At 66.6% G+C, this 26,100-nt stretch carries 23 protein-coding genes; 8 read left to right on the forward strand and 15 right to left on the reverse strand.

From position 1 onward, the window contains the following. Positions 1–264: 264 nt before the first annotated feature. The 13 genes from asd to AC3A6Y_RS30315 form a co-directional block, all read right to left on the reverse strand. Positions 265–1,407: an aspartate-semialdehyde dehydrogenase gene (gene asd / locus AC3A6Y_RS30255; protein ID WP_487871914.1), complete on the reverse strand. Its 1,143-nt coding sequence runs from the start codon at positions 1,405–1,407 to the stop codon at positions 265–267. Positions 1,408–1,497: 90 nt separating this feature from the next. Then, entirely contained in the window at positions 1,498–2,586 is a 1,089-nt protein-coding gene (gene leuB, locus AC3A6Y_RS30260; RefSeq protein WP_487871915.1) for a 3-isopropylmalate dehydrogenase, read from the reverse strand. A 30-nt stretch (positions 2,587–2,616) separates the two neighbouring features. Beyond that, positions 2,617–3,267, reverse strand: coding sequence for a 3-isopropylmalate dehydratase small subunit (leuD, locus tag AC3A6Y_RS30265; protein WP_487871916.1), 651 nt, complete (start codon positions 3,265–3,267; stop codon positions 2,617–2,619). Positions 3,268–3,286: 19 nt separating this feature from the next. Further along, a complete protein-coding gene (gene leuC / locus AC3A6Y_RS30270; RefSeq protein ID WP_487871917.1) occupies positions 3,287–4,708 on the reverse strand; it encodes a 3-isopropylmalate dehydratase large subunit in 1,422 nt (473 codons plus the stop codon). Positions 4,709–4,756: 48 nt separating this feature from the next. After that, positions 4,757–5,701, reverse strand: a complete 945-nt coding sequence (locus AC3A6Y_RS30275; RefSeq protein ID WP_487871918.1) for a LysR family transcriptional regulator — start codon at positions 5,699–5,701, stop codon at positions 4,757–4,759. Positions 5,702–5,819: 118 nt separating this feature from the next. Then, the gene (locus AC3A6Y_RS30280) at positions 5,820–5,960 is read right to left on the reverse strand and encodes an entericidin A/B family lipoprotein (RefSeq protein WP_106555146.1); all 141 of its coding nucleotides are present in this window, start codon (positions 5,958–5,960) and stop codon (positions 5,820–5,822) included. Between the two features lie 119 nt (positions 5,961–6,079). Then, entirely contained in the window at positions 6,080–7,390 is a 1,311-nt protein-coding gene (gene gltA, locus AC3A6Y_RS30285) for a citrate synthase (protein ID WP_487871919.1), read from the reverse strand. A 23-nt stretch (positions 7,391–7,413) separates the two neighbouring features. Further along, positions 7,414–7,716: an FAD assembly factor SdhE gene (locus tag AC3A6Y_RS30290; protein ID WP_487871920.1), complete on the reverse strand. Its 303-nt coding sequence runs from the start codon at positions 7,714–7,716 to the stop codon at positions 7,414–7,416. A 15-nt stretch (positions 7,717–7,731) separates the two neighbouring features. Then, positions 7,732–8,433 carry a succinate dehydrogenase iron-sulfur subunit gene (locus tag AC3A6Y_RS30295; protein WP_106555149.1) on the reverse strand — a complete coding sequence of 234 codons (702 nt, stop codon included), beginning with the start codon at positions 8,431–8,433 and terminating at the stop codon, positions 7,732–7,734. A gap of 23 nt (positions 8,434–8,456) precedes the next feature. Beyond that, positions 8,457–10,265: a succinate dehydrogenase flavoprotein subunit gene (gene sdhA / locus AC3A6Y_RS30300; RefSeq protein ID WP_487871921.1), complete on the reverse strand. Its 1,809-nt coding sequence runs from the start codon at positions 10,263–10,265 to the stop codon at positions 8,457–8,459. Positions 10,266–10,357: 92 nt separating this feature from the next. Then, complete coding sequence (sdhD, locus tag AC3A6Y_RS30305; RefSeq protein WP_487871922.1) at positions 10,358–10,723, reverse strand: succinate dehydrogenase, hydrophobic membrane anchor protein; 366 nt, start codon at positions 10,721–10,723, stop codon at positions 10,358–10,360. Positions 10,724–10,736: 13 nt separating this feature from the next. Further along, complete coding sequence (gene sdhC / locus AC3A6Y_RS30310; protein WP_487871923.1) at positions 10,737–11,183, reverse strand: succinate dehydrogenase, cytochrome b556 subunit; 447 nt, start codon at positions 11,181–11,183, stop codon at positions 10,737–10,739. Between the two features lie 180 nt (positions 11,184–11,363). Beyond that, complete coding sequence (locus AC3A6Y_RS30315; protein ID WP_487871924.1) at positions 11,364–12,125, reverse strand: GntR family transcriptional regulator; 762 nt, start codon at positions 12,123–12,125, stop codon at positions 11,364–11,366. A 190-nt stretch (positions 12,126–12,315) separates the two neighbouring features. Between AC3A6Y_RS30315 and AC3A6Y_RS30320 the strand changes: the two genes are divergently transcribed. The 5 genes from AC3A6Y_RS30320 to acnB all read left to right on the forward strand — a co-directional run bounded on the left by AC3A6Y_RS30320 (position 12,316) and on the right by acnB (position 18,343). After that, positions 12,316–13,302 carry a malate dehydrogenase gene (locus AC3A6Y_RS30320; protein ID WP_487871925.1) on the forward strand — a complete coding sequence of 329 codons (987 nt, stop codon included), beginning with the start codon at positions 12,316–12,318 and terminating at the stop codon, positions 13,300–13,302. Between the two features lie 20 nt (positions 13,303–13,322). Then, complete coding sequence (gene tam, locus AC3A6Y_RS30325; protein WP_487871926.1) at positions 13,323–14,099, forward strand: trans-aconitate 2-methyltransferase; 777 nt, start codon at positions 13,323–13,325, stop codon at positions 14,097–14,099. After that, entirely contained in the window at positions 14,096–15,097 is a 1,002-nt protein-coding gene (locus AC3A6Y_RS30330) for an HpcH/HpaI aldolase/citrate lyase family protein (protein ID WP_487871927.1), read from the forward strand. The genes tam and AC3A6Y_RS30330 overlap by 4 nt, the downstream gene beginning before the upstream one ends. 34 nt (positions 15,098–15,131) lie before the next feature. Then, on the forward strand, positions 15,132–15,692 hold the full coding sequence (locus tag AC3A6Y_RS30335; RefSeq protein WP_487871928.1) for a hypothetical protein: 561 nt from the start codon (positions 15,132–15,134) through the stop codon (positions 15,690–15,692). A 65-nt stretch (positions 15,693–15,757) separates the two neighbouring features. Further along, the gene (gene acnB, locus AC3A6Y_RS30340) at positions 15,758–18,343 is read left to right on the forward strand and encodes a bifunctional aconitate hydratase 2/2-methylisocitrate dehydratase (RefSeq protein WP_487871929.1); all 2,586 of its coding nucleotides are present in this window, start codon (positions 15,758–15,760) and stop codon (positions 18,341–18,343) included. A gap of 58 nt (positions 18,344–18,401) precedes the next feature. Here acnB and AC3A6Y_RS30345 read toward each other — a convergent pair whose 3' ends face one another. Beyond that, positions 18,402–19,256 (reverse strand): helix-turn-helix domain-containing protein, encoded by an 855-nt coding sequence (locus AC3A6Y_RS30345; protein WP_487871930.1) that lies wholly within the window; start codon positions 19,254–19,256, stop codon positions 18,402–18,404. Positions 19,257–19,445: 189 nt separating this feature from the next. On the opposite strand from AC3A6Y_RS30345, the gene AC3A6Y_RS30350 reads away from it, so the two are divergent. Then, complete coding sequence (locus AC3A6Y_RS30350) at positions 19,446–22,325, forward strand: aconitate hydratase (protein WP_487871931.1); 2,880 nt, start codon at positions 19,446–19,448, stop codon at positions 22,323–22,325. 56 nt (positions 22,326–22,381) lie between these two features. Here the strand turns inward: AC3A6Y_RS30350 and AC3A6Y_RS30355 are convergent, their stop codons facing one another. Continuing rightward, positions 22,382–23,719, reverse strand: a complete 1,338-nt coding sequence (locus tag AC3A6Y_RS30355) for a C13 family peptidase (RefSeq protein WP_487871932.1) — start codon at positions 23,717–23,719, stop codon at positions 22,382–22,384. A 208-nt stretch (positions 23,720–23,927) separates the two neighbouring features. Between AC3A6Y_RS30355 and AC3A6Y_RS30360 the strand changes: the two genes are divergently transcribed. Together AC3A6Y_RS30360 and feoB are read left to right on the forward strand one after the other, a co-directional pair. Next, on the forward strand, positions 23,928–24,209 hold the full coding sequence (locus AC3A6Y_RS30360) for a FeoA family protein (RefSeq protein WP_106555306.1): 282 nt from the start codon (positions 23,928–23,930) through the stop codon (positions 24,207–24,209). Continuing rightward, positions 24,202–26,100 (forward strand): ferrous iron transporter B, encoded by a 1,899-nt coding sequence (feoB, locus tag AC3A6Y_RS30365; RefSeq protein WP_487871933.1) that lies wholly within the window; start codon positions 24,202–24,204, stop codon positions 26,098–26,100. Before AC3A6Y_RS30360 ends, feoB begins: the two co-directional genes overlap by 8 nt.

Here is a 26,100-nt window from a genome sequence, read left to right on the forward strand (position 1 = left end):
TACCGCCGTGCTGAGAAGAGAGAGTTGACCGCGGGCGGGAAGGCGCGAGGTCGGGCAAATGGCCGAGAGTCGGGCCGCAGGCAACGGATGTCGTGTCATGCTGGTAGAGGGCAATTGGGGCCCGAAAGTGTAAGAGGACGTTAACATCATCGCCCCGCACTGACAAGGCGACAGGCCTTATCTACCCAGTGCGTGCCAACTTCGGCGCCATTTCTGCGTTGCGGCATCGCAACGTCGAGCGTCCGGAGAGCGCCCGACGCCGCATCAGGCCTCCAGCAGGATGCGCAGCATGCGCCGCAGCGGCTCTGCGGCTCCCCAGAGCAACTGGTCGCCGATGGTGAAGGCGCCGACGTATTCCGGGCCCATCGCCAGCTTGCGCAAGCGGCCGACCGGGATGTTCATGGTGCCGGTCACCGCGACCGGCGTCAGGTCCTGCAGCGTGGCTTCGCGGGTGTTCGGCACGACCTTGGCCCAGGCGTTGTCGGCGGCGATCAGCGCCTCGATGTCCGCCAGCGGCACGTCCTTCTTGAGCTTGAAGGTCAGCGCCTGGCTGTGGCAGCGCATTGCGCCGACGCGCACGCAGAAGCCATCGACCGGCGTGGCAGCGGTGCCGAAGGCGGCGCCCTGGCCGAGAATCTTGTTGGTCTCGGCGCCGGCCTTCCACTCTTCCTTGCTTGTACCGTCGCCCAGGTCCTTGTCGATCCAGGGAATCAGGCTGCCGCCCAGCGGAACGCCGAAGTTGGCGGTCTCGGCGGCGCTCAAGGACTGCTGGCGGGCCAGCACCTTGCGGTCGATCTCGAGGATGGCCGACTTCGGGTCGTCCAGCAGGGCGCGCACTTCGGCGTTCAGGCTGCCGAACTGCGTGAGCAGCTCGCGCATGTGCTGCGCACCGCCGCCGGAGGCAGCCTGGTAGGTCATGCTGGTCATCCACTCGACCAGGCCGGCCTTGTAGAGGGCGCCCACGCCCATCAGCATGCAGCTGACGGTGCAGTTGCCGCCGATCCAGTTCTTGCCGCCCTTGGCGAGCGCCTTCTGGATCACCGGCAGGTTGACCGGGTCGAGCACGATGATCGCGTCATCGTTCATGCGCAGGGTGGAAGCAGCGTCGATCCAGTGGCCGTTCCAGCCGGCGGCGCGCAGCTTGGCGAACACGGCCGAGGTGTAGTCGCCGCCCTGGGCGGTGACGACGATGTCGCACTTCTTGAGCGCTTCGATGTCGTGCGCGTCCTTCAGGGCGGTCTCGTTCTTCGCCATGGCCGGAGCCTTGCCGCCGGCGTTGGAGGTGGAGAAGAACAGCGGCTCGATCAGTTGGAAGTCGCCTTCGGCCTGCATGCGGTCCATCAGGACCGAGCCGACCATGCCGCGCCAGCCGACGAGGCCGACCAGAGGTTGAGTTGCGTTCGCCATTTTCAGTTTGCCCTTGTGAAAAAAAGAAAGTCGTCTTTTCTTGCGCCCGGCTCGTCGAGCCGGGGAAGGGCGTGACGAAACGGGCTGCGGTTAGCCGGTAATCGTCTTTTTGGTGATGGCTGCCACCACGGCGTCGCCCATCTCGCGCGTGCCGACCCGGGTCGTGCCCTCCGACCAGATGTCTGCCGTCCGCAGGCCCCGCGCCAGCACGTGCTTGACCGCCGACTCGATCCGGTCGGCAGCCTCGGCTTGGTTCAGGGAGAAGCGGAGCATCATGGCAGCGGACAGGATTGTAGCCAAAGGATTGGCAACCCCCTTGCCGGCAATGTCGGGCGCGCTGCCGTGGCTGGGCTCGTACAGGCCCTGGTTGCTGGCATTGAGCGAGGCCGAGGGCAGCATGCCGATCGAGCCGGTCAGCATGGCCGCCTCGTCGGAGAGGATGTCGCCGAACATGTTGCCGGTGACCACCACGTCGAACTTTTTGGGCGCCTTGACCAGCTGCATCGCGGCGTTGTCCACATACATATGGTCGAGTTCGACGTCGGGGTATTCCTTGCCCACTTCGGTCACCACGTCCTTCCAGAGCTGGAAGGTCTCGAGCACGTTGGCTTTGTCCACGCTGGTCACCCGCTTGCTGCGCTTGCGCGCGGCCTGGAAGGCGACATGGGCGATGCGCTCGATTTCGGGGCGCGAGTAGCGCATGGTGTCGAAGGCTTCCTCGGCGCCCGGGAAATGGCCGTCGGATGCCGTGCGGCGGCCGCGCGGCTGGCCGAAGTAGATGTCGCCGGTGAGCTCGCGGATGATCAGGATGTCCAGGCCCGAGATCAGCTCGGGCTTGAGACTGGAGGCGCCGACCAGCTGCTCGTAGCAGATGGCCGGACGGAAGTTGGCGAAAAGGCCCAGGTTCTTGCGCAGGCCCAGGATGGCCTGTTCAGGCCGCAGCGAGCGCTCCAGGCGGTCGTATTTCCAGTCGCCCACGGCGCCGAACAGCACCGCGTCGGCCTCCTTCGCCAGCTTGAGCGTGGTGTCGGGCAGCGGATGGCCGTGCGCCTCGTAGGCCGCGCCGCCGACCAGGGCCGATTCCATCTCGTACGAGAGCTCGAGGACGTCGAGCACGCGAATGGCCTCGGCGACGATTTCGGTGCCGATGCCGTCACCGGGAAGAACTGCGATTTTCATGAGGTCGTTCTGAAGAGATGAAGAAAAAAGTCAGGCGATCAGCTGGTGTGCCAGCCAGGGCTTCTTGGCCAGGCGCTCGGCCTCGAAGGCCTGGATCTTGTCCTTGTGCCGCAGTGTCAGGCCGATGTCGTCCAGCCCGTTGATCAGGCAGTACTTGCGAAAAGCCTGCACCTCGAAGGCGATCTCGCTGCCGTCGGGCTTGACCACGACCTGGCGCTCGAGGTCGACGGTCAGGCTGTAGCCCGGAAAGGCGAAGGTCTCGTCGAAGAGCTGGGCCACCTGCGATTCGGACAGCACGATCGGCAGCAGACCGTTCTTGAAACTGTTGTTGAAGAAGATGTCGGCGTAGCTCGGCGCAATGATGGCGCGAAAGCCGTACTGGTCGAGCGCCCAGGGCGCGTGCTCGCGCGAGGAGCCGCAGCCGAAGTTCTGGCGCGCCAGCAGGATGGAGGCGCCCGCATAGCGCGGCTGGTTGAGGACGAAGTCGGGATTGGGCTTGCGCGAGGCCGGATCCTGGCCGGGCTCGCCCGGATCGAGGTAGCGCCACGCATCGAACAGGTTGGGGCCGAATCCGGTCTTCCTGATCGACTTCAGGAACTGCTTGGGAATGATGGCGTCGGTGTCGACGTTCTCGCGGTCCATGGGCGCCACGAGGCCCTTGTGCACGGTGAACTTCTGCATGGTGATGTCTCCTTGGCGTTCAGGCGAATTGGCGGACGTCGACGAAATGGCCGTGCACCGCGGCGGCCGCGGCCATCGCCGGGCTCACCAGGTGGGTGCGGCCGCCGGCGCCTTGCCGTCCTTCGAAGTTGCGGTTGCTGGTCGAGGCGCAGCGTTCGCCGGGCTCCAGCCGGTCGGCGTTCATCGCCAGGCACATCGAGCAGCCGGGCTCGCGCCACTCGAAGCCCGCGGCCTTGAAGATCTGGTCGAGGCCTTCGCGCTCGGCCTGTTCCTTCACCATGCCGGAGCCGGGCACGACCATCGCCAGCTTGACGTTCTTCGCGACCTTCCGGCCCAGCTTCCTGACCATTGCGGCGGCCTCGCGCATGTCCTCGATGCGGCTGTTGGTGCACGAGCCGATGAACACCTTGTCGACGAAGATGTCGTTCAGCGGCTTGTTCGGCTCCAGGCCCATGTAGCTCAGGGCGCGCTCGATGGCACCGCGCTTGTTGGCGTCCTTCTCCTTGTCGGGGTCCGGCACGCGCCCGTCCACCGGCAGCACCATCTCGGGCGAAGTGCCCCAGGTGACTTGCGGCTTGATCTGCGCGGCATCCAGCTCGACGACCGTGTCGAAATGCGCGCCCGGGTCGGACTGCAGCGTCTTCCAGTACTCGACGGCCTGATCCCACTCGACGCCGGTGGGCGCCAGCGGCCGGCCCTTGACATAGGCGATGGTCTTCTCGTCCACAGCCACCAGCCCGGCCCGTGCCCCGGCCTCGATCGCCATGTTGCACACGGTCATGCGCCCTTCCATGCTGAGGTCGCGGATGGCCGAGCCGGCGAACTCGATGGTGTAGCCGGTGCCGCCGGCGGTGCCGATCCGGCCGATGATGGCCAGCACGATGTCCTTGGCGGTGCAGCCGGGGGCGAGCGTGCCATCGACCTTCACGAGCAGGTTCTTCGCCTTCTTGGCCAGGAGCGTTTGCGTGGCCATCACATGCTCGACCTCGCTGGTGCCGATGCCATGCGCGAGCGCGCCGAAGGCGCCGTGCGTGGAGGTGTGCGAATCGCCGCAGACCACCGTCATGCCCGGCAGCGTGGCGCCCGACTCGGGCCCGATCACGTGCACGATGCCCTGGCGCTTGCTCAGGAAGGGGAAGAAGGCGGCGGCGCCGAACTCCTCGATGTTGCTGTCCAGCGTGGTGATCTGTTCCTTGCTGATCGGATCCTCGATGCCCTCGTAGCCGCGCTCCCAGTGGGTGGTAGGCGTGTTGTGGTCGGCGGTCGCGACCACCGAGCTGATGCGCCACAGCTTGCGACCCGCCTCGCGCAGCCCCTCGAAGGCCTGGGGGCTGGTCACCTCGTGGACCAGGTGGCGGTCGATGTACAGGATCGAGGTGCCGTCTTCCTCGGTGTGGACGACATGTTCGTCCCAGAGCTTGTCGTAGAGCGTGCGTGCCATGGTGATGGTCTCTTTCGTGGGGAGGGAAATTGTCTGCCGACCCGGGCCTCAGGCGGCCAGCGGATCGGCGGCCGAGTCCGGCGCCTGCAGGTGCTTGACCAGCATGCGCGCCGCGACCGGCAGCGTGGAGAAGTCGCGCGCCACCAGCCGGATCTCGCGCGCGGCCCAGGCATCGAGGAGCGCAATGCTGCGCAGGCCGCGGCCGATGCCGCCCTGCATCAGCTCGAACGCGCGCAACGGCATCACGCCGATGCCCAGGCCGTTCTCGATCATGCGGCACATGGCATCCAGGCCGGTCACGTGGATGCGCAGCTTGATGCTGCGGCCGGCCCTCAGCGCCGCCTGGTGCATCGCGACATAGATCGAGCTGTTGGTGTGGAGGCCGACGTGGTCGAAGGCGAGCGAGTCCGCAAAGTCGATCCCGCGGCGCTTCGTGAGCGGATGGCCGGCCGGCGCGATCAGCACCAGCGTGTCGTGGCGATAGAGCAGGCTTTGAAGTTCGTTCGCACCTTCGGGCATATGGCAGATGCCCAGGTCGGCCGCGCCCTCGTGCACTGCGCGGACCACCTCGCTGCTCAGGTGCTCCTCGAGGTCGATCTTGACCGCGTCGTGCTCGCGCGTGAAAGCGCCCAGGTCCTCGGGCAGGAACTGGACGATGGCCGAGATGTTGGCATGCACGCGCACATGGCCGCGGATGCCTTCGGCGTACTCGCTGAGCTCGCCCTGCATCTTCTCGAGGCTGTAGAGCACCGAGCGCGCGTGGTGCAACAGGCTTTCGCCCGCCGGCGTCAGGTCGACGCCCCGCGCGTGGCGGTAGAGCAGGGGGGTGCCGAGGGTGGCTTCCAGGTCCGACAGCCGCTTGCTGATGGCGGATGCGGCAATGAATTCGCGCTCTGCCGCGCGGCCGATGCTGCCAAGCTCGCAAACGGCCACGAACAACTGCAGCGACGTCAGGTCGATGCGGCGGGCGAAGCTGCGATCGGATGAGGACATGAGGGGCTCTGGCATCTCATATGGAGATGGAGGCCCCTATTGTCCCTCTGTTTTTAACGGTGAGTCATCGCGAACTGCGATGACATGATTGCCGGTGTGCGATGGTCGTACGGGGCTCTTATTGCCGCTTCTTGCCCGCGTCTTCCATCTTTTCACCCGCCTTCTGCACGTCCTGGCCCGCACCCTTCCACGTGTTGCAGCCATGCAGCGGAACAGCGAGGGTGAAAGCAACGGCGATCAATGCGGCAAGCCTCTTCATAACGTACTCCTTCGTTTAAAAGTGCTACGCAGCGTGCGCCTGCCACTTGTCCGTGTGTGTCAGCCAAAACGCAGAAAAGCTGCCCGAGGGCAGCTTTCCGCTGTGAGCGCCGCAAGCGATCAGCGCTTGGCGATGGGTTGCACGTCGCGCTTGGGCGAGCCCTCGAAGAGCTGGCGCGGGCGGCCGATCTTGTACTCCGGGTCGCCGATCATCTCGTTGAGCTGCGCGATCCAGCCCACCGTCCGCGCCAGCGCGAAGATGGCGGTGAACAGCGGCACCGGAATGCCGATCGCGCGCTGCACGATGCCCGAGTAGAAGTCCACGTTCGGGTAGAGCTTGCGCGAGACGAAGTACTCGTCCTCGAGGGCGATCTTCTCGAGCGCCATGGCCAGCTTGAACAGTGGATCGCTCTCCAGCCCCAGCTCGCCCAGCACCTCGCGGCAGGTTTCCTGCATCAGCTTGGCGCGCGGGTCGTAGTTTTTGTAGACGCGGTGCCCGAAGCCCATCAGCTTGACGTTGGAGTTCTTGTCCTTGACCTGCTTGATGAACTCGCCGATCTTGTCGACGCCACCGGCCTTCTGGATGTCGTAGAGCATGTTGAGCGCCGCCTCGTTGGCGCCGCCGTGGGCCGGGCCCCAGAGGCAGGCCACGCCGGCCGCAATCGCCGCGAAGGGGTTGGTGCCCGAGGAGCCGCACAGGCGCACGGTCGAGGTCGAGGCGTTCTGCTCGTGGTCGGCGTGCAGGATGAAGATTCGGTCGAGCGCGCGCTCCAGCACCGGGCTGACCTTGTACTCCTCGCACGGCGTCGCGAACATCATGTGCAGGAAATTGCCCGCATAGCTCAGATTGTTCTTCGGGTACATGTACGGCTGGCCGATGGTGTACTTGTAAGCCATGGCCACCAGCGTCGGCATTTTCGCGATCAGGCGAATCGCCGCGATTTCGCGGTGCTTCGGATTCGTGATGTCCGTGCTGTCGTGATAGAAGGCCGACAGCGCACCGACCAGACCCGTCATGATGGCCATCGGATGCGCGTCGCGGCGGAAGCCCCGCAGGAAGAACTGCATCTGCTCGTTGACCATGGTGTGGTTGCTCACGAGCTTGGTGAAGCCGGCCTTTTCGCCTTCGTTCGGCAGCTCGCCGTACAGCAGCAGGTGGCAGGTCTCGAGGAAGTCGCAGTTGGTCGCGAGCTGCTCGATCGGGTAGCCGCGGTAAAGCAGCTCACCCTTGTCGCCGTCGATGTAGGTGATGGCCGACTCGCATGAGGCGGTCGACATGAAGCCCGGGTCGTAGGTGAACATGCCGGTCTGCGCATAGAGCTTGCGGATGTCGATCACGTCCGGGCCCATGGTGCCCTTGTAGATCGGCAGCTCGACGTTCTGTCCGCCGTTGCTGAACGACAGGGTGGCTTTGGTGTCGGATGCTTTCATTGCGAGGTCTTTCAAAAAATAAATCAGGAAGAGAGGGATTGCGCGCCCTCGGTGCGCATCAGCTGCAACAGCTCAATCACTTCGGCGCCGGCCCAGTCGGGCTCGGGCTCCTTCCTTCGAAGCAAGAGGTCGAGCAGATCGTTGTCCGACAGGTCCATCAATGTCTCCAATGCCTGCGCCTGTCCGCAGGTCAGACCTTGCTCATGCCGCTCGAAGAACCGGGCGATGAACAGGTCGTTTTCGAGCAAGCCGCGCCGGCAGCGCCACTTGAGCTTGCTCAGCGCGCGTTCGCTGATCGGCTGGCTCGGGTCGGCGGCGGATTGCATCGGGTCACCCGTTGACTAGATGGCGCGGCGCACCATCAATTCCTTGATCTTGCCGATGGCCTTGGTCGGGTTCAGGCTCTTCGGGCACACGTCCACGCAGTTCATGATGGTGTGGCAGCGGAACAGGCGGTACGGGTCTTCGAGGTTGTCCAGGCGCTCGGCCGTGGCTTCGTCGCGGCTGTCGGCAATGAAGCGGTAGGCCTGCAGCAGGCCGGCCGGGCCGACGAACTTGTCGGGGTTCCACCAGAAACTCGGGCAGCTGGTCGAGCAGCTCGCGCACAGAATGCACTCGTACAGGCCGTTGAGCTCGTCGCGCTCTTCGGGCGACTGCAGGCGCTCCTTCTCCGGCGGCACCGTGTCGTTCTGGAGGTAGGGCTTGATCGAGTTGTACTGCTTGAAGAACTGCGTCATGTCCACGATCAGGTCGCGGATGACCGGCAGGCCGGGCAGGGGCTTCAACACCACCGTGCCCTTGAGCGTGTTCATGTTGGTCAGGCAGGCCAGGCCGTTCTTGCCGTTGATGTTCATCGCGTCCGAGCCGCAGACGCCTTCGCGGCAGGAGCGGCGGAAGGACAGCGACGGGTCCTGCGCCTTGAGCTTCATCAGGGCGTCGAGCAGCATGCGCTCGTGGCCGTCGAGCTCGACCTCCACCGTTTGCATGTAGGGCTTGGCGTCCTTGTCCGGGTCGTAACGGTAGATCTGGAATGTGCGCTTCATCGTGAAAACCTTGTGGTGTGTTCTTAGAACGTACGGACCTTGGGCGGGACCGAATCGACCGTCAGCGGCTTGAGCTTGACGGGCTTGTACGACAGGCGGTTGCCCTCGCTGTACCACAGCGTGTGCTTCATCCAGTTCGCGTCGTCGCGGCCCAGCGGCGCGACCGGGTCATCGGACGGGCGCTCGTAGTCCTCGACCGTGTGGGCGCCGCGGCATTCCTTGCGCGCGGCGGCCGAGACCATCGTGGCCTGCGCCACCTCGATCAGGTTGTCGACCTCCAGCGCCTCGATGCGCGCGGTGTTGAAGACGCGCGACTTGTCCTTGAGCGTGACGTTGGCGACGCGCTCGCGCACCGCGGCAATCTTGACCACGCCCTCGTCCATCGAGGCCTGGGTGCGGAAGACGGCGGCGTGCTTCTGCATCGTCGAGCGGATCTCGCCCGCCACGTCCTGCGCGTACTCGCCGGAGGTCGAGGCTTCGAGCTGGTTCAGGCGCTCGAGCGTGCGGTCGGCAGCGTCGGCCGGCAGCGGCTTGTGCTCGCGGTTCTTGTCGTTGAACTCGACGATGTGGTTGCCCGCCGCGCGGCCGAACACCAGCAGGTCGAGCAGCGAGTTGGTGCCCAGGCGATTCGCGCCATGCACGCTCACGCAGGAGCATTCGCCCACCGCATAGAGGCCGTTGATGACGGCGCTGTTGTCCTCGCCCTTCTGCACCACGACCTGACCGTGGATGTTGGTCGGAATGCCGCCCATCTGATAGTGGATGGTGGGCACCACCGGAATCGGCTCCTTGGTGATGTCGACGTTGGCGAAATTGACGCCGATCTCGTACACCGAAGGCAGGCGCTTGTGGATGGTTTCTGCGCCCAGATGGTCCATCTTGAGCAGCACGTAGTCCTTGTTCGGGCCGCAGCCGCGGCCTTCCTTGATCTCCTGGTCCATCGAGCGCGAGACGAAGTCGCGCGGCGCAAGGTCCTTCAGCGTCGGTGCGTAGCGCTCCATGAAGCGCTCGCCGTTGCTGTTGATCAGGATTGCGCCTTCGCCGCGGCAGCCTTCGGTCAGCAGCACGCCTGCACCGGCCACGCCGGTCGGGTGGAACTGCCAGAACTCCATGTCCTGCAGCGGAATGCCCGAGCGTGCCGCCATGCCCAGGCCGTCGCCGGTGTTGATGAAGGCATTGGTCGATGCGCCGAAGATGCGGCCCGCGCCGCCGGTCGCCAGCAGCACGGTCTTGGCCTGCAGGATGTGCAGGTCGCCGGTTTCCATCTCGAGCGCCGTCACGCCGACCACGTCGCCATCGGCGTCGCGGATCAGGTCGAGCGCCATCCACTCGACGAAGAACTGCGTGCGTGCTTCCACGTTCTTTTGGTAGAGCGTGTGCAGCATCGCGTGACCGGTGCGGTCGGCCGCCGCGCAGGCACGCTGCACCGGCTTCTCGCCGTAGTTGGCCGTGTGGCCGCCGAACGGCCGCTGGTAGATGGTGCCGTCCGGGTTGCGGTCGAAAGGCATGCCGAAGTGCTCGAGCTCGTAGACCACCTTCGGGGCCTCGCGGCACATGAACTCGATCGCGTCCTGGTCGCCGAGCCAGTCGGAGCCCTTGATCGTGTCGTAGAAGTGGTAGTGCCAGTTGTCCTCGCTCATGTTGCCGAGCGAGGCGCCCACGCCGCCCTGCGCGGCGACGGTGTGCGAGCGGGTGGGGAAGACCTTCGACAGCACGGCCACGTTGAGGCCCGCACGCGCCAGTTGCAGCGAAGCGCGCATGCCGGAGCCGCCGGCGCCGACGATGACGACGTCGAACTTGCGCTTGGTGATTTGTTCTTTGGTATAGGACATTCAGGTCTCCTGCCGAGTCGCCTCAAGGGAGACCTGCGCCCCGTCAGTGGGCAGCGAATACACGGAGTGATGAGCGTGGGGATTCATATTCTTCAAATTCTCCAGAGCACTTGAATGGCCCAACCCGCGCACGCCACAAGCCAGACGATCGTGAAAACCTGCAAGACGAGACGGATGCCGACCGGCTGGACGTAGTCCATCCAGATGTCGCGCATGCCGACCCACACGTGATAGAGCAGCGAGGCGATCACCACGAAGGTGAGTACCTTCATCCACTGCGAGGCGAAGATGCCGGCCCACACGTCATAGCCGACCGGCCCGCGCGTGAAGAGCAGCTGCGCCAGCAGGACGACGGTGAAGAGCGCCATCAGGGCGCCGGTGATGCGCTGGCTGAGCCAGTCGCGCAGACCGTAGTGCGCGCCGACGACGATGCGCTTGGAGCCGTAGTTCACAGACATCTCGTGCTCCCTCTCAGTACAGACCAAAAAGCTTTGCGCCGAGCACGAGCGTCAGCAGGATGCTGAGGGCCAGCGTGGCGATGGCCGAGCTGTGGCCGAATTCCTTGCTCACCGCGGCGTGGCTCACGTCCATCCAGAGATGGCGCAGGCCGGCGATGAAGTGGTGCAGGTAGGCCCAGATCAGCGCCAGCGCCACCAGCTTGAGGAACCAGCCCGGAACGAAACCAAGGCCGCTGTTGAAGGCGGCCTTGAAGCGGGCATAGGAGTACTCGGAGGACACGGAAGTGTCGAACATCCAGATCACGAAGGGCATCAGCAGGAACATCAGCGCGCCGCTCACCCGGTGCAGGATCGACACGAGGCCGGCCGGTGGAAGCCGGTAGGTGGTCAGATCGGTGAAGGCATTGATGTTGCGGAACTCGCGCCGCTGTGGTCGGGGTGGTGTGGCCAGCTCTGTCATGGGGACTTTCAGAATTATTAGAGGGGCGGCTTGCTCTTTGGCGGAAATGCAAACAACTCAAAATTCTATTGCAACGCACCATCGGGCCGCTGACGCCGAAATGTCAACGCAGCCTTGCGCTCGGATGCTATCGAGATGCGGCCGTGATGGGGCCGCGATGGGGCTGCGGCGCGGGCGCGCTCAGCCGAGTTCATTGCGGTAGTGGTGTGTGTCGGTGCGGTAGAGGCCGCGGCGCAGCTCCATCGGGGTGTCGTGGTAGGTGTGAGCGACGCGCTCCACGCTCAGCAAAGGGGTGGCGGTCGTCACCGCCAGAAGTGCCGCCTGCGCTTCGTCGGGCAGCACGGCGCGGATCTTCTCTTCGGCGCGCACCATGCGCACGCCGAACTCGGTCTCGAACATGGCGTACATCGGGCCGTGCCAGGCGTTCAGGCGCTCGGCCGTCAATCCCTTGAAGGGCGTGCCGGGCAGCCAGAGGTCTTCCAGGATGGTGGGCGTGCCGCGATAGGCGAGCACGCGCCGCACCTGCAGCACCGCGTCGCCGGTGCGCAGCGCGAGCAGGCGCGCGATGTCGGCGCTGGCGCGCAGCCGCTTGCAGTCGACGATCTCGCGCTCGGCCGGCCCCTCGCTGTCGGCGTCGCCGCTGTCGGGCACCAGCTTCAGGAAGCGGTACTGCACGTGCTGCTCGGCATGGGTGGCGACGAAGGTGCCCTTGCCCTGGCGGCGCACCACCAGGTTCTCGGCCGCCAGCTCGTCGATCGCCTTGCGGACCGTGCCCTGGCTCACGCGAAAGCGCGCGGCCAGCTCGAACTCGCTCGGGATCGGCTCGCCCGGCTTCCATTCGCCCGCGTGCAGACTCTGCAGGATCAAGGACTTGATCTGCTGGTAGAGCGGGCTGAACGAGGGCGTCGCCGGCTCGGCAAGAGCGGTGATGGTGGTGGTCATGGCAGGGCTGAGCGCGCAATCGCGGCGCGTTCCGGCCGACATCTTATATAAGACACAAGACTGGCGCCATCGAAAGTGCAAATCGGCATAAAATCCGAGCCGGCCTATGCGACCGGGCGCATCGCCCGGCCCTACCTCCGCGGCCGCAACCGCGACCGCGCACCGTTTTCACCTTTCCTGGAGTTTTCCCATGAGCAAAAAGCCTGTTCGCGTTGCCGTCACCGGCGCCGCCGGCCAAATCGGTTACGCCCTGCTGTTCCGTATCGCCTCCGGCGAGATGCTCGGCAAGGACCAGCCGGTCATCCTGCAACTGCTCGAGATCCCGGACGAGAAAGCGCAGAAGGCGCTCAAGGGCGTGATCATGGAGCTCGAGGACTGCGCCTTTCCGCTGCTGGCCGGCGTGATCCCCACCGGCGATCCGCTGGTCGCCTTCAAGGATGCCGACTATGCGCTGCTCGTCGGCGCCCGCCCACGCGGCCCGGGCATGGAGCGCGCCGATCTGCTGGCCGCCAACGCCCAGATCTTCACCGCCCAGGGCAAGGCCCTCGACCAGGTCGCCAGCCGCAACGTCAAGGTGCTGGTGGTCGGCAATCCGGCAAACACCAACGCCTACATCGCCATGAAGAGCGCGCCCAGCCTGCCGCGCAAGAACTTCACCGCCATGCTGCGCCTGGACCACAACCGCGCCGCCAGCCAGATCGCCGCCAAGACCGGCACCGCCGTGGGCGATATCGAGAAGCTCACCGTGTGGGGCAACCACTCGCCCACGATGTACGCCGACTACCGCTTCGCCACCGTGGGCGGCAAGAGCGTCAAGGACCTCATCAACGACCAGGTGTGGAATGCCGACGTCTTCCTGCCCACCGTGGGCAAGCGCGGCGCCGCCATCATCGAGGCGCGCGGCCTCTCGTCGGCCGCATCGGCCGCCAACGCCGCCATCGATCACATGCGCGACTGGGCCCTGGGTTCGAACGGCAAGTGGGTCACGATGGGCATCCCGTCGGATGGCCAGTACGGCATTCCGAAGGACGTGATCTTCGGCTTCCCGGTCACCACCGAGAACGGCGAATACAAGCTGGTCGAAGGCCTGGAGATCGACAAGTTCAGCCAGGAACGCATCGACAAGACCCTGAAGGAACTGCAGGACGAACAGGCCGGCGTCGCCCACCTGCTCTAAGTTCACCGTCAGTCACCGGCATGCTCGACTGGAACCCTGCGCTCTACCGCCGCTACGAGGACGAGCGCACCCGCCCCGCGCAGGAACTGCTGGCGCGGGTTCCGCTGTCCGCGGCGGCCCGCGCGATCGACCTGGGCTGCGGGCCCGGCAATTCCACCGAGCTGCTGATGCAGCGATTCCCCGGTGCCGAGGTGATCGGCACCGACAACTCCGAAGCGATGCTCAGGAGCGCGCGCGAGCGCCTGCCGGCCGCGCACTTCGAACTCAGCGACATCGCGAGCTGGCAGCCCGCGTCGCCGCCCGATCTCATCTACGCCAATGCCTCGCTGCAATGGGTGCCCGATCACGAGACGCTGATTCCGCGCCTGTTCGCCGCCCTGGCGCCTGGCGGGGTGCTCGCCGTCCAGATGCCCGACAACCGCGAGGAGCCCACGCACCGGCTGATGCGTGAAGTCGCGGCCGAGGCGCCGTGGGCCGAGCCCATCGGCGATGCCGACCGGCTGCGCACGATGCTGCTGCCGCTGGCCGGCTACTACGACCTGCTGGCCGCCGAAGCGGCACAGGTCGACGTCTGGCGCACCGCCTACCAGCATCCCATGGCTTCGTCCGCCGCCATCGTCGAATGGGTGCGCGGCACCGGGCTCAAACCCTTCGTCGACCGGCTGACGCCCGACTTGCAGGCGAGCTACCTGGCCGAGTACGAAAGGCGCGTCGATCGCGCCTACCCCGCCCGCACGGACGGCAAGCGGCTGCTGGCCTTCCCGCGCATGTTCATCGTCGCGCAGCGCAAGCCATGAGCGAATCCGTCGTCCATCCTCAGGAAGTCCTGCTCGGCGCGCAAGCCGGGGCCGTGGTGCTGCCGGTCTGCGACCACTACAGCGGCGTCGAGGCCCGCATGCGCAAGAGCCTCGCGCTGCAGGCCGAGATGGCCCAGGAGTTCGGCGCCTGCGTGTTCGACGTCACCCTCGATTGCGAGGACGGCGCTCCGGTGGGGGGCGAGGCCGAGCACGCGGCACTTGTCACCGAGCTCGCCTTGGCCGCCGCACCCGGCATGCGCGTGGGCGTGCGGGTGCATCCGGTCGACCATCCGGCCTTCGCCGGCGACGTGGTCACCATCGCGGGGCGTGCCGGCCATCGCCTGAGCCACCTGATGGTGCCCAAGGTCGAGTCCGCCGAGGATGTGCGCGAAGCAGTCGATGCGCTCAATGCCGCAGGCGCCGAGGCCCTGCCGCTGCATGTGCTGATCGAGTCGCCCTTCGCCGTGCACAACGCCTTCGAGATCGCCGCCCATCCGCGGGTGCAGTCGCTCAGCTTCGGCCTGATGGACTTCGTCTCGGCCCATGGCGGGGCGATCCCCGCCGAGGGCATGGGCGCCGCGGGCCAGTTCACCCATCCGTTGGTGGTGCGCGCCAAGCTCGAGATCGCCTCGGCCGCGCACGCGCACGGGAAGGTGCCTTCGCACTGCGTGGTCACCGAGTTCAACGACGCCGATGCGATGCGCGCCGCCGCGAAGAAGGCGGCCGGCGAATTCGGCTACACGCGCATGTGGAGCATCCACCCCAACCAGATCCGCCCCATCCTCGAGGCCTTTGCGCCCGACGAACGGCAGATTCAAATGGCTACAAAAATCATAGCGTCGGCGGTTGCCGCCAATTGGGCGCCCGTCAGTTTTGATGGCACATTGCACGACCGCGCAAGCTATCGTCATTTCTGGCAGGTGCTTTCGCGGGCGCACGCCACCGGCCGTGCGCTGCCGCCGGAGGCCCAAGCATGGTTTGCGGCGGCGTCCTCCTGAAACCACACACACCTCCTCGAAGGAACAGACACCCATGAAGAAAATTGCCCTGATCGCCGCTGTCGCGCTCGCTCTGCCGCTGTCGGCCCTGGCCCAGGATTCCGCGGCCAAGCCGCCGCTCAAGGAGCGCGCCGCGAACACCGCCAAGAAGGCGACGCAGAAGGTCGTGCCCAAGCGCGTCATCAAGAAGATCGAGGAAGCCAAGCCCATCAGCGAAGATTCCGACGTCGTCCTCTCGCCCGAAGACCTGGAGGTCTCCAAGCGCGTGCTCACCGGCACCATCAAGTGCGAGCTCGGCGCCAGCGTGGCGATCGAGCCCAGCCAGAAGAAGACCGGCTTCTTCGTCCTGACGCACGGCAGCACCAAGTACTTCATGCACCCCGTCAACAGCCGCACCGGCGCGATCCGCCTGGAGGACCCGAAGGCCGAGGCCATGTGGCTGCAGCTGGGCAACAAGTCCATGCTGATGAGCCAGAAGCAGGGCCTGCGCCTGGCCGATGAATGCCAGGCCAACGAGCAGGCGACGGTGGCGGAAGACATGAAGAAGAACCCGCCCAAGAGCCTGTTCGACGGCGCGGACGCTCCCAAGAAGTAATTCAAGGCGCAGGCGGCCCGCCTTTTGCTTGGCCGCCACGGTTCCCGATCTCGGAGAAGAGAAAAATGTTGCAAGCCTACGTTGACCATGTCGCCGAGCGCGCCGCGCTTGGCATCCCGCCGCTGCCCTTGTCGGCCAAGCAGACCAGCGAAGTCATCGAACTGATGAAGACCGCCACCGCCAAGGACGGCGAGTTCCTGCTGAACCTGCTCACGCACCGCGTCCCGGCCGGCGTGGACGATGCGGCCAAGGTCAAGGCGAGCTACCTGGCGGCGGTGGCGCATGGCACCGAAAAGAGCCTGCTTCTCTCGCGCGCCCACGCCACCGAGCTGCTGGGCACCATGCTCGGCGGCTACAACATCAGCCCGTTGATCGACCTGCTGGACGACGCCGAAGTGGGCGGCGTCGCAGCCGAGGGGCTGAAGAAGACGCTGCTGATGTTCGACCAGTTTCACGACGTCAAGGAAAAGGCGGACCAGGGCAATGCCAACGCCCGGGCCGTGCTGCAGAGCTGGGCCGATGCCGAGTGGTTCACCAGCCGGCCCGAAGTGCCGCAGAGCCTCACCATCACGGTGTTCAAGGTGAGCGGCGAGACCAACACCGACGACCTCTCGCCCGCGCCCGACGCCACCACGCGGCCCGACATCCCGATGCATGCGCTGGCGATGCTGAAGAACGCCCGCCCCGGCATCACGCCCGAAGAGGACGGCAAGCGCGGCCCGGTCAAGTTCATCGAGTCGCTGAAGGAGAAGGGCCACCTGGTCGCCTACGTGGGCGACGTGGTCGGCACCGGTTCGTCGCGCAAGAGCGCCACCAATTCGGTGCTCTGGTTCACCGGCCAGGACATTCCCTTCATCCCCAACAAGCGCTTCGGCGGCGTCTGCCTGGGCACCAAGATCGCGCCGATCTTCTACAACACGATGGAAGACGCCGGTGCGCTGCCCATCGAGCTCGACGTGAGCCAGATGGAGATGGGCGACGTGATCGAGCTGCGCCCCTACGAGGGCAAGGCGCTGAAGGACGGCAAGGTCATCGCCGAGTTCAAGGTCAAGAGCGAGGTGCTGTTCGACGAGGTGCGTGCCGGCGGCCGCATTCCGCTGATCATCGGCCGCGGCTTGACGGCCAAGGCGCGCGAAGCCCTGGGCCTGCCGGCTTCGACGCTGTTCCGTCTGCCGGTGAGCCCGGTCGACACCAAGAAGGGCTTTTCGCTGGCCCAGAAGATGGTCGGCCGTGCCTGCGGCCTGCCGGAAGGCCAGGGGGTGCGTCCCGGCACCTACTGCGAGCCCAAGATGACCTCCGTCGGCAGCCAGGACACCACCGGCCCGATGACGCGCGACGAGCTCAAGGACCTGGCCTGCCTGGGCTTCAGCGCCGACCTGGTGATGCAGTCCTTCTGCCACACGGCCGCCTACCCGAAGAAGGTGGACGTCAAGATGCACCACGAGCTGCCGGACTTCATGGCCACCCGCGGCGGCGTCTCGCTGCGCCCCGGCGACGGCGTGATCCACAGCTGGCTCAACCGCCTGCTGACGCCCGACACCGTCGGGACCGGCGGCGACAGCCACACCCGCTTCCCCATCGGCATCAGCTTTCCCGCCGGCTCCGGCCTGGTCGCCTTCGCGGCCGCAACGGGCGTGATGCCGCTGGACATGCCCGAATCCGTGCTGGTGCGTTTCAAGGGCAAGATGCAGCCCGGCGTGACCCTGCGCGACCTGGTCAACGCGATTCCGCTCTACGCCATCAAGCAGGGCCTGTTGACGGTCGAGAAGAAGGGCAAGAAGAACATCTTCTCGGGCCGCATCCTGGAGATCGAGGGCCTGCCGGACCTGAAGGTGGAACAGGCCTTCGAACTGAGCGACGCCTCGGCCGAGCGCTCGGCCGCCGGCTGCACGGTGCACCTGAACAAGGAGCCCATCGCCGAGTACATCAACAGCAACATCACGCTGATGCGCTGGATGATCGCCGAGGGCTATGCCGATGCCCGCACGCTGGGCCGCCGCATCGCCGCGCAGGAAGCCTGGTTGAAGGACCCGCAACTGCTCGAGGGCGATGCCGACGCCGAGTACGCTGCCGTGATCGAGATCGACCTGGCCGACATCCACGAGCCCATCGTGGCCTGCCCCAACGACCCCGACGACGTGAAGACGCTGTCGGATGTGGCCGGCGCCCAGATCGACGAGGTCTTCATCGGTTCGTGCATGACCAATATCGGCCACTTCCGTGCCGCTTCCAAGCTGCTCGAAGGCAAGCGCGACATCCCGGTCAAGCTGTGGATCGCCCCGCCGACGAAGATGGACGCGCACCAGCTCACCGAGGAAGGCCACTACGGCGTGTTCGGCAACGCCGGCGCGCGCACCGAGATGCCGGGCTGCTCGCTGTGCATGGGCAACCAGGCGCAGGTGCGCGAAGGCGCGACCGTGATGTCGACCAGCACGCGCAACTTCCCCAACCGCCTGGGCAAGAACACCAACGTGTACCTGGGCAGCGCCGAGCTGGCCGCCATCTGCTCGCGCCTGGGCCGCATTCCGACCAGGGAGGAGTACATGGCCAGCGTCGGCGTGCTCGAGGCGGCGAGCGACCAGATCTACCAGTACCTGAACTTCGACAAGATCGAGGATTACACCGAGGTCGCGGCCAAGGTTCCCGCCTGATCGCCGCTTTAGGCGCACAAGGAAAAGCCCGCCTCCAGGCGGGCTTTTTTCTTGATGTTCAACGGGCTTTTTCGACCTGGGCCTGGCCCTCGCGCATGGCCGCCAGCGCAGCTGCGGTCTGCGCATCCGCAGGAAAAAAGGACTCCACCGCCAGCTCCTGCAGCGTGACATCGACCGGCGTGCCGAAGATGGTGGTCGTGCTGATGAAGCTCAGCACGCCGTGCGGCGTCACGTACTGGAAGGGCACGGCCACACCGGCCAGTTCGCTGTTGTTGGCCGGCGTGTCGTGGCCGACCTGCGGCGCGGGGTAGGCCGCGAGCTCGTCGTGCAGCGCGGCCAGCGCCGCGTCTCCCGTGGCCGCGATCTGTTGCTGCAGCCGCTCCAGCAGATGGGCGCGCCACTGCGCCAGGTTCGCGATGCGCGGCGCCACGCCTTCGGGATGCAGGCTGAGCCGAAGCACGTTGACCGGCGGCTGCAGCAGTTCGGGCGCCGCGCCGTCCATCAGCAGGGGCACCAGCGCGTTATGCGCCACCAGGTTCCAGTGACGATCCACCGCCAGGGCAGGGAAGGGCTCGTGCCCCTTGAGCACCAGCTCCACCGCCTGCCGGGCGGGCGCCATCGCCGGATCGTCGAGCGAGCGCTGCCGGTACATCGGCGCGTAGCCGGCCGCCACCAGCAGCGTATTGCGCTCGCGCAGTGGTACCTCCAGCCGCTCGGCCAGCCGCAGCACCATCTCCCGGCTGGGCTCGGCGCGGCCGGTCTCGACATAGCTCAGGTGGCGGGTCGAGACCTGCGCCTCGTGCGCCAGGTCGAGCTGGCTCAGCCGGCGGCGCTGGCGCCAGTGGCGCAGGTGGGTGCCGAAGGAATCGGCGGCGGTGGGCGGCGGCGTGGAAGGGGTGCTCATGGCCGCCATCCTAGTGAACCGGCGCGCGGCAACCATCACCTCCCAGGTCATCGACCGGCGGCCGCGCGGCCGGAGCACCTCGGCGCGGTAGCAGTCTGAAACACCGAAGGATGCGCTCAGGGATGCGCCCTCCGGGCCTCACCATGTCATCGAACCCTGCTATCTTTGAGGTGCTTCCACGAATACAAGGAGTTCCTCATGGCCCGAGAACCGGCGCACGCATTTGCCCCCACGCTGAAGACCTTCAAGACCGCATCGGGCAAAGCCGGCAAATACTGGTCCCTCAAGGAACTCGCGAAGCAATACCCCAACGTCGACAAGCTGCCGGTCTCGATTCGCATCGTGCTGGAGTCGGTGCTGCGCAACTGCGACGGCAAGAAGGTCACGGCCGAGCATGTCGAGCAGCTGGCCAACTGGCAGCCGAATGCCGAGCGCACCGACGAGATCCCCTTCGTCGTGACGCGCGTCGTGCTGCAGGACTTCACCGGCGTGCCTCTGCTGGCCGACCTGGCCGCGATGCGCAGCGTGGCGCAAAAGCTGGGCAAGTCGCCCAAGACCATCGAGCCGCTGGTGCCGGTGGACCTGGTGGTCGACCATTCGGTCATGGTGGACCACTACGGCACGCCGAAGGCGCTCGACCTGAATATGAAGCTGGAGTTCCAGCGCAACAACGAGCGCTACCAGTTCATGAAGTGGGGCATGCAGGCCTTCGACACCTTCGGCGTGGTGCCGCCCGGCTTCGGCATCGTGCACCAGGTGAACCTCGAGTACTTCGCGCGCGGCGTCTACACCAGCCCGAACGGCCAAGCCCAGGACGACAAATCCGGCCCCGTCTACTACCCCGACTCGCTGGTGGGCACCGACAGCCACACGACCATGATCAACGGCATCGGCGTGGTGGGCTGGGGCGTGGGCGGGATCGAGGCCGAGGCCGCGATGCTGGGCCAGCCGGTCTACATGCTCACGCCCGACGTGGTGGGCTTCGAGCTCGGCGGCAAGCTGCGCGAGGGCGTCACCGCCACCGACCTGGTGCTCTACGTCACGAACATCCTGCGCAGCGAGAAGGTGGTGGGCAAGTTCGTCGAGTTCTTCGGACCCGGCGCCGCCTCCATCCCCGTGCCCGACCGCGCCACCATCGGCAACATGGCGCCCGAGTACGGCGCGACCATGGGCTTCTTCCCCGTCGACGAGAGGACCGTCGAGTATTTCAGGGGCACCGGCCGCACCGACAAGGAGATCGAGCGCTTCGAGGCCTATTACAAGGCCCAGGGCCTCTTCGGCATGCCGGCGCCGGGGGAGCTCAACTACACGAAGGTCGTCAAGCTGGACCTCGGCACCGTCACGCCCAGCGTGGCCGGCCCCAAGCGCCCGCAGGACCGCATCGATCTCGGCCACCTGGCGACCAAGTTTGCCGAGCTCTACAGCAAGCCGATCGAGGCCAACGGCTTCAACCAGCCTGCCGACAAGCTCAAGCAACGCTATCCGCTGCCGCACAACGGCGAGTCGGGCGAGCAGCCGCCGCCCGACCCGAAGCCGGGCGCGCCGATGCCGGTGGTCGAGATGGCCGACAACAAGCCGACCGCGGAGGCCGCCCATGTCGGCGACACGGCTGCCCATGCGACGGCGGACGCCGTGACCATCGGCAATGGCGATGTATTGATCGCCGCCATCACCTCCTGCACCAACACCTCCAACCCCAGCGTGCTGCTGGCCGCCGGCCTGCTCGCCAAGAAGGCGGTGGAGGCCGGGCTGCGCGTCAAGCCGCACATCAAGACCTCGCTCGCGCCGGGCTCGCGCATCGTGACCGAGTACCTCCAGAAGGCGGACCTTCTGAAGTACCTCGAAAAGCTCGGCTTCTACCTCGCAGGCTACGGCTGCACGACCTGCATCGGCAATGCCGGCGACCTGGCGCCCGAGATCAACGAGGCGATCACCAGGAACAACCTGGTGGGCGCGGCCGTGCTTTCGGGCAACCGCAACTTCGAGGCCCGCATCCATCCCAACATCAAGGCCAACTTCCTGGCTTCGCCGCCGCTGGTGGTGGCCTATGCAATCGCCGGCAACGTGATGGTCGACCTCATGACCCAGCCGGTGGGCAAGGGCAGGAAGGGCAAGGACGTCTACCTCGGCGACATCTGGCCCAGCGCGAAGGAGATCGACGAAAACCTGCGCTATGCGATGAACGCCAAGGCATTTCGCAAGAACTACGAGCAGATCCAGGACAACCCGGGCAAGCTGTGGAGCAGCATCAAGGGCACCACCGGCCAGGTCTACGACTGGCCGGAGTCCACCTACATCGCCGAGCCGCCCTTCTTCGAGGGCTTCAAGATGGAGCCGCACGCATCCGACGCGGGTTTCACCGGCGCGCGCGTCATGGCGCTCTTCGGCGACTCGATCACCACCGACCACATCTCGCCGGCCGGTGCGATCAAGGAAAGCTCGCCGGCCGGCATCTGGCTGAAGGCCCATGGCGTCTCCAAGGCCGACTTCAACAGCTACGGCTCGCGCCGCGGCAACCACGACGTGATGATGCGCGGCACCTTCGCCAACGTGCGCATCAAGAACCTCATGATCCCGGCGGGCCCGGACGGCTCGCGCGAGGAGGGCGGCGTGACGCTGTTCCAGCCCGGCGGCGAGAAGATGTTCATCTACGACGCGGCGATGAAGTACATCGAACAGGGCGTGCCCACGGTGATCTTCGGCGGCGAGGAATACGGCACCGGCTCCTCTCGCGACTGGGCGGCCAAGGGCACGCAGCTCCTGGGCATCAAGGCGGTGGTGGCGCGCAGCTTCGAGCGCATCCACCGCGCCAACCTGGTCGGCATGGGGGTGCTGCCGCTGCAGTTCCGCGGCGCCGATTCATGGGAAAGCCTGGGCCTCACCGGAGAGGAGAGGATCGACGTGGTGATCGGCGGCGAGCTCAAGCCGCAGATGGACGTGAAGATCGTCGTGCACCGCGCCGACGGCACGCACCAGGAGGTGACGGTGCGCCTGCGCATCGACACGCCGATCGAGGTCGACTACTACAAGCACGGGGGCATTCTCCCGTTCGTGCTGCGGCAGCTGCTCGCGGCCTGAGCCTGCAGCGCTCGGCTTGTTCGGGGACAGCACGCGCTTGGCGTGCCGTTTTTCCTTCAGTTCTTGCCGAGCCGCTGTGACAACTGGTCCAGCACCGGCCGGATGCCCGCGCCCACGTGGATCTGCGGGTTCGAAAAGCCGTCTTCCTTGCCGGCCTCGATCTCGCGCTGCTTGATCACCGGCACCGCCTCGGCGAAGGCCGCTTCGAAAGAGTGCGTCTTGCGCAGCGCCTCGTCGAACACCGCGCGGCCGAAGAAGGTGAGCTCCGAGCGGTGGCCGCAGCCGTAAGAGGTGTGCTGTGCATCGGCGGCGGTCATGACCAGGCTGTGCTCGGTGGCCAAGGGCTCGATCCAGCCGCCTGAATAGCAGGCCGAGATCGCGATCACGCGGTGCCGGATGCCGGCCGCGTCCAGCGCCTCGCGCAGCTCCTTCGGCGTCAGCCAGGGCACGGTGAGCGGCCCATGGAAAGAGGCCAGCCTGAAGTCGTTGGCGCCGTGCGAGGTCATGTAGATCACCAGCACGTCCTGCTCGCGGTCCATGCGCTCGGCCATCGCCTGCACGGCGCGGCGCAGGTTGAGCGGCGTCGCCCAGGGCAGTTCCTGCGGGGTCGTCGCGTGGTTGATCAGGCGCAGCACGCGCCCGCGGGCGTCGAAACGCTCCTCCAGCAGGCTCGCGACCATGGCGCTCTCGCGCAGGAAGACATCCTCGGAGGCGTAGGGTGCGAACACCAGGCCGTAGACCTGCGCCTCGCTGCCATGCCGGGGGGCGATGCCGTCGATCGCGCGCTGCCAGACCGCCTGCTGCGCCTCGAAGATCTCCTGCGTCAGGTGCAGCCGGGGCCGCTCGGGCGCGGCGGCCACGGCGCTCGTGTCCGGCTGCCAGACCCGTTCCTGTTCCTGCATCCCGTCCCAGATGCCCAGAGCGGTGATCGCCAGCATTCCTGGCATGAAAAGCGTCAGCCATGCCTGCCGCGGCACATAGCGCGCCATCAGCCGCACGCCGGCCACGAAGGCGATGCCGAGCAGGCCGCCGTAGACCGTCCAGAAAGCCGACGGCGTGCTCAGCGCAGCCGGGAGCCAGCCCCGGAAGTAGGCCAGCGACATGCAGCCCATGAGCAGGCTCCACGGCACAGCGGCCCAGGTCGCCAGTGCGAACCAGCCGCTCAGGGTGGCTGTCGCGCGGCCGCGCGACAGCGTCAGCCAGCCCACCCACAGGGTGATGGCGAAGGCCCAGTAGGTGTTGAGCTCGGTGGCAGCGTCGAAGCTGGCGGGCCCCGCGATCTGCAGGCGCTCCAGGCCGAGCATCAGCAGGCTGGGGATCAGCACGATGACGATCAGCTGCCAGGGCGAAGGCGATCCCGCGGTACGCGGCCCCAGCATGATAGAAGCGCGCAAGCCCTCGGCGATCCATCGCCACAGGCCGAGCCTCGGTGGCAGAGGGCTCTGCGGGGCGGCCGACGCTTCGGCGAATGGTTCAGGAGCCAGGTCTGTCATGGTCGCGATCATGCCCGCGCGGCGGGGATACTTCAGCTGCGACTCGCCCATGGCCCCGGTTTTCGAGAATAATTCTCATTTTGACGATTTGGATCTGCGGGTGACCTCCATGAACGGCGCGGCGACGGCCGCCATCAGCCTCGACCAGCTTCCCAGCCACCAATGGGCCACCGTGCTCGATGTGTCGAGGCCCGAAGAAGCGGAAGCGCGCGACCTCGTGCTTCGACTGACCGAGATCGGCTTCGTGCCCGGCGAGGTGGTGCGCATCGTCGCCAGCGGCGTGCCGAACCGCGAGCCGCTGGCCGTGCGCCTGGGCCACACCACCTTTGCACTGCGCCGGCACGAGGCTGCGCTGGTTCGCGTCTTGCCGGGAGCCGCGCACCATGGTTGAGGCGACCCTGAACTTCCGGCCCGGCGCCGCCGTTTCGTCGGCCCCGCCCGGCCGCATCGCGCTGCTGGGCAACCCCAACTGCGGCAAGACGGCGCTCTTCAACCTGCTCACCGGCAGCCGCCAGAAGGTGGCCAACTATGCCGGCGTGACGGTCGAGCGCAAGGAAGGCCAGCTGCGCACCGCCTCGGGACGGCGCGTGGCCGTGCTCGATCTGCCGGGCGCCTACAGCCTGAATGCGCTGTCGGCCGACGAGGCCGTCACGCGCGACGTGGTCACCGGCAAGAGCGAGGAGGCGTTGCCCGACCTGCTGGTGTGCGTCACCGACGCCACCAACCTGCGGCTCAACCTGCGGATGGTGCTCGAGGCCAAGCGCCTGGGCCTGCCGATGGTGGTGGCGCTCAACATGACCGACATGGCGAAGAAGCAGGGCATCGCGATCGACGTGCCGCTGCTCGCGCGCGAGCTCGGCGTGCCGGTGATCGAGACCGTGGGCGTGCACGCCGGCGGGGCCCAGGGCCTGCTGGCGCAGCTCGATGCGCCGGTCGCGGTCGCCCAGCCCGCGCCCTGGCAGGCGCCGGATCTCGACAACGTTTTGGCGACCCAGCGCGAGGTGCGCCGCATCCTGGCCGCAGCGGTGCGCGAGCCGGCCGGCAGCCTGGCTGCCAGCGACCGCATCGACCGCGTGGTGATGCATCCGCTGTGGGGCATGCTGGTGCTGGCGGTCACGCTGTTCCTGATGTTCCAGGCGGTGTTCAGCTGGGCCAATGTGCCGATGGACGCCATCAAGGACGGCACGGCCGCCGTCGGCGAGCTGGTAAAGCGGATGGTGCCCGAGGGCATGCTGCAGAGCCTGCTCGTGGACGGCATCATCGCCGGCGTGGGCGGCGTGATCGTGTTCCTGCCGCAGATCCTGATCCTCTTCCTGTTCATCCTGGCGCTGGAAGACTCGGGCTACCTGCCGCGCGCCGCCTTCCTGCTCGACCGCGTGATGGGCACGGTGGGGCTGTCGGGCCGCTCCTTCATTCCGCTCTTGTCGAGCTTCGCCTGCGCCATTCCGGGCGTGATGGCCACGCGCACCATCAGCAACTGGCGCGACCGGCTCACCACCATCATGATCGCGCCGCTGATGACCTGCTCGGCGCGGCTGCCCGTCTATGCGCTGCTGATCGCGGCCTTCATCCCGGCGCGCACCGTGGGCGGCGTGCTCAACCTGCAGGGCATCGTGCTGTTCGCGCTGTACGTCTTCGGCATCGTCTCGGCCATGGCCGTGGCCTGGGTCATGAAGCGCTTCCGCGGCAGCCAGCAGCGCTCGCCGCTGATGATGGAGCTGCCGGCCTACCGCTGGCCCAACCTGCGCAACCTCGCGCTGGGCCTGTACGAACGCGCATGGATCTTCATCCAGCGGGTGGGCACCATCATCCTGACGCTGACGATCCTGCTGTGGTTCCTGTCCACCTTCCCGTCGCCGCCCGAGGGCGCGACCGGCCCGGCGATCCAGTACAGCCTGGCGGGCATCATCGGCCGCGGCCTGGAGCACATCTTTGCGCCCATCGGTTTCAACTGGCAGATCTCGATCGCGCTGGTGCCCGGCATGGCGGCGCGCGAGGTGGCGGTGGGTGCCCTCGGCACGGTGTATGCGCTCTCCGCCACCGGAGACGATGTCGCGGGCCAGCTGGAGCCGCTGATCGCCGGCAGCTGGTCGCTCGCCACGGCGCTGTCGCTGCTGGTCTGGTACGTCTTCGCGCCGCAGTGCATCTCCACGCTGGCCGCGGTCAAGCGCGAAACCGGCTCCTGGCGCTATGTGTGGATCATGGCGGCCTACTTGTTTGCCCTCGCCTACATGGCGTGCTGGATCACCTATCGTGTGGCCCTAGCACTCACAGGAGGATGA

This window comes from Variovorax sp. Soil_C_17 (assembly GCF_057657265.1).

What these genes read in the sequence shown, in the direction of transcription:
- asd (WP_487871914.1), bottom strand. Translation starts at nt 1,407, where the DNA reads ATGGCGAACGCAACTCAACCTCTGGTCGGCCTCGTCGGCTGGCGCGGC.
- leuB (WP_487871915.1), bottom strand. Translation starts at nt 2,586, where the DNA reads ATGAAAATCGCAGTTCTTCCCGGTGACGGCATCGGCACCGAAATCGTC.
- leuD (WP_487871916.1), bottom strand. Translation starts at nt 3,267, where the DNA reads ATGCAGAAGTTCACCGTGCACAAGGGCCTCGTGGCGCCCATGGACCGC.
- leuC (WP_487871917.1), bottom strand. Translation starts at nt 4,708, where the DNA reads ATGGCACGCACGCTCTACGACAAGCTCTGGGACGAACATGTCGTCCAC.
- AC3A6Y_RS30275 (WP_487871918.1), bottom strand. Translation starts at nt 5,701, where the DNA reads ATGTCCTCATCCGATCGCAGCTTCGCCCGCCGCATCGACCTGACGTCG.
- AC3A6Y_RS30280 (WP_106555146.1), bottom strand. Translation starts at nt 5,960, where the DNA reads ATGAAGAGGCTTGCCGCATTGATCGCCGTTGCTTTCACCCTCGCTGTT.
- gltA (WP_487871919.1), bottom strand. Translation starts at nt 7,390, where the DNA reads ATGAAAGCATCCGACACCAAAGCCACCCTGTCGTTCAGCAACGGCGGA.
- AC3A6Y_RS30290 (WP_487871920.1), bottom strand. Translation starts at nt 7,716, where the DNA reads ATGCAATCCGCCGCCGACCCGAGCCAGCCGATCAGCGAACGCGCGCTG.
- AC3A6Y_RS30295 (WP_106555149.1), bottom strand. Translation starts at nt 8,433, where the DNA reads ATGAAGCGCACATTCCAGATCTACCGTTACGACCCGGACAAGGACGCC.
- sdhA (WP_487871921.1), bottom strand. Translation starts at nt 10,265, where the DNA reads ATGTCCTATACCAAAGAACAAATCACCAAGCGCAAGTTCGACGTCGTC.
- sdhD (WP_487871922.1), bottom strand. Translation starts at nt 10,723, where the DNA reads ATGTCTGTGAACTACGGCTCCAAGCGCATCGTCGTCGGCGCGCACTAC.
- sdhC (WP_487871923.1), bottom strand. Translation starts at nt 11,183, where the DNA reads ATGACAGAGCTGGCCACACCACCCCGACCACAGCGGCGCGAGTTCCGC.
- AC3A6Y_RS30315 (WP_487871924.1), bottom strand. Translation starts at nt 12,125, where the DNA reads ATGACCACCACCATCACCGCTCTTGCCGAGCCGGCGACGCCCTCGTTC.
- AC3A6Y_RS30320 (WP_487871925.1), top strand. Translation starts at nt 12,316, where the DNA reads ATGAGCAAAAAGCCTGTTCGCGTTGCCGTCACCGGCGCCGCCGGCCAA.
- tam (WP_487871926.1), top strand. Translation starts at nt 13,323, where the DNA reads ATGCTCGACTGGAACCCTGCGCTCTACCGCCGCTACGAGGACGAGCGC.
- AC3A6Y_RS30330 (WP_487871927.1), top strand. Translation starts at nt 14,096, where the DNA reads ATGAGCGAATCCGTCGTCCATCCTCAGGAAGTCCTGCTCGGCGCGCAA.
- AC3A6Y_RS30335 (WP_487871928.1), top strand. Translation starts at nt 15,132, where the DNA reads ATGAAGAAAATTGCCCTGATCGCCGCTGTCGCGCTCGCTCTGCCGCTG.
- acnB (WP_487871929.1), top strand. Translation starts at nt 15,758, where the DNA reads ATGTTGCAAGCCTACGTTGACCATGTCGCCGAGCGCGCCGCGCTTGGC.
- AC3A6Y_RS30345 (WP_487871930.1), bottom strand. Translation starts at nt 19,256, where the DNA reads ATGGCGGCCATGAGCACCCCTTCCACGCCGCCGCCCACCGCCGCCGAT.
- AC3A6Y_RS30350 (WP_487871931.1), top strand. Translation starts at nt 19,446, where the DNA reads ATGGCCCGAGAACCGGCGCACGCATTTGCCCCCACGCTGAAGACCTTC.
- AC3A6Y_RS30360 (WP_106555306.1), top strand. Translation starts at nt 23,928, where the DNA reads ATGAACGGCGCGGCGACGGCCGCCATCAGCCTCGACCAGCTTCCCAGC.
- feoB (WP_487871933.1), top strand. Translation starts at nt 24,202, where the DNA reads ATGGTTGAGGCGACCCTGAACTTCCGGCCCGGCGCCGCCGTTTCGTCG.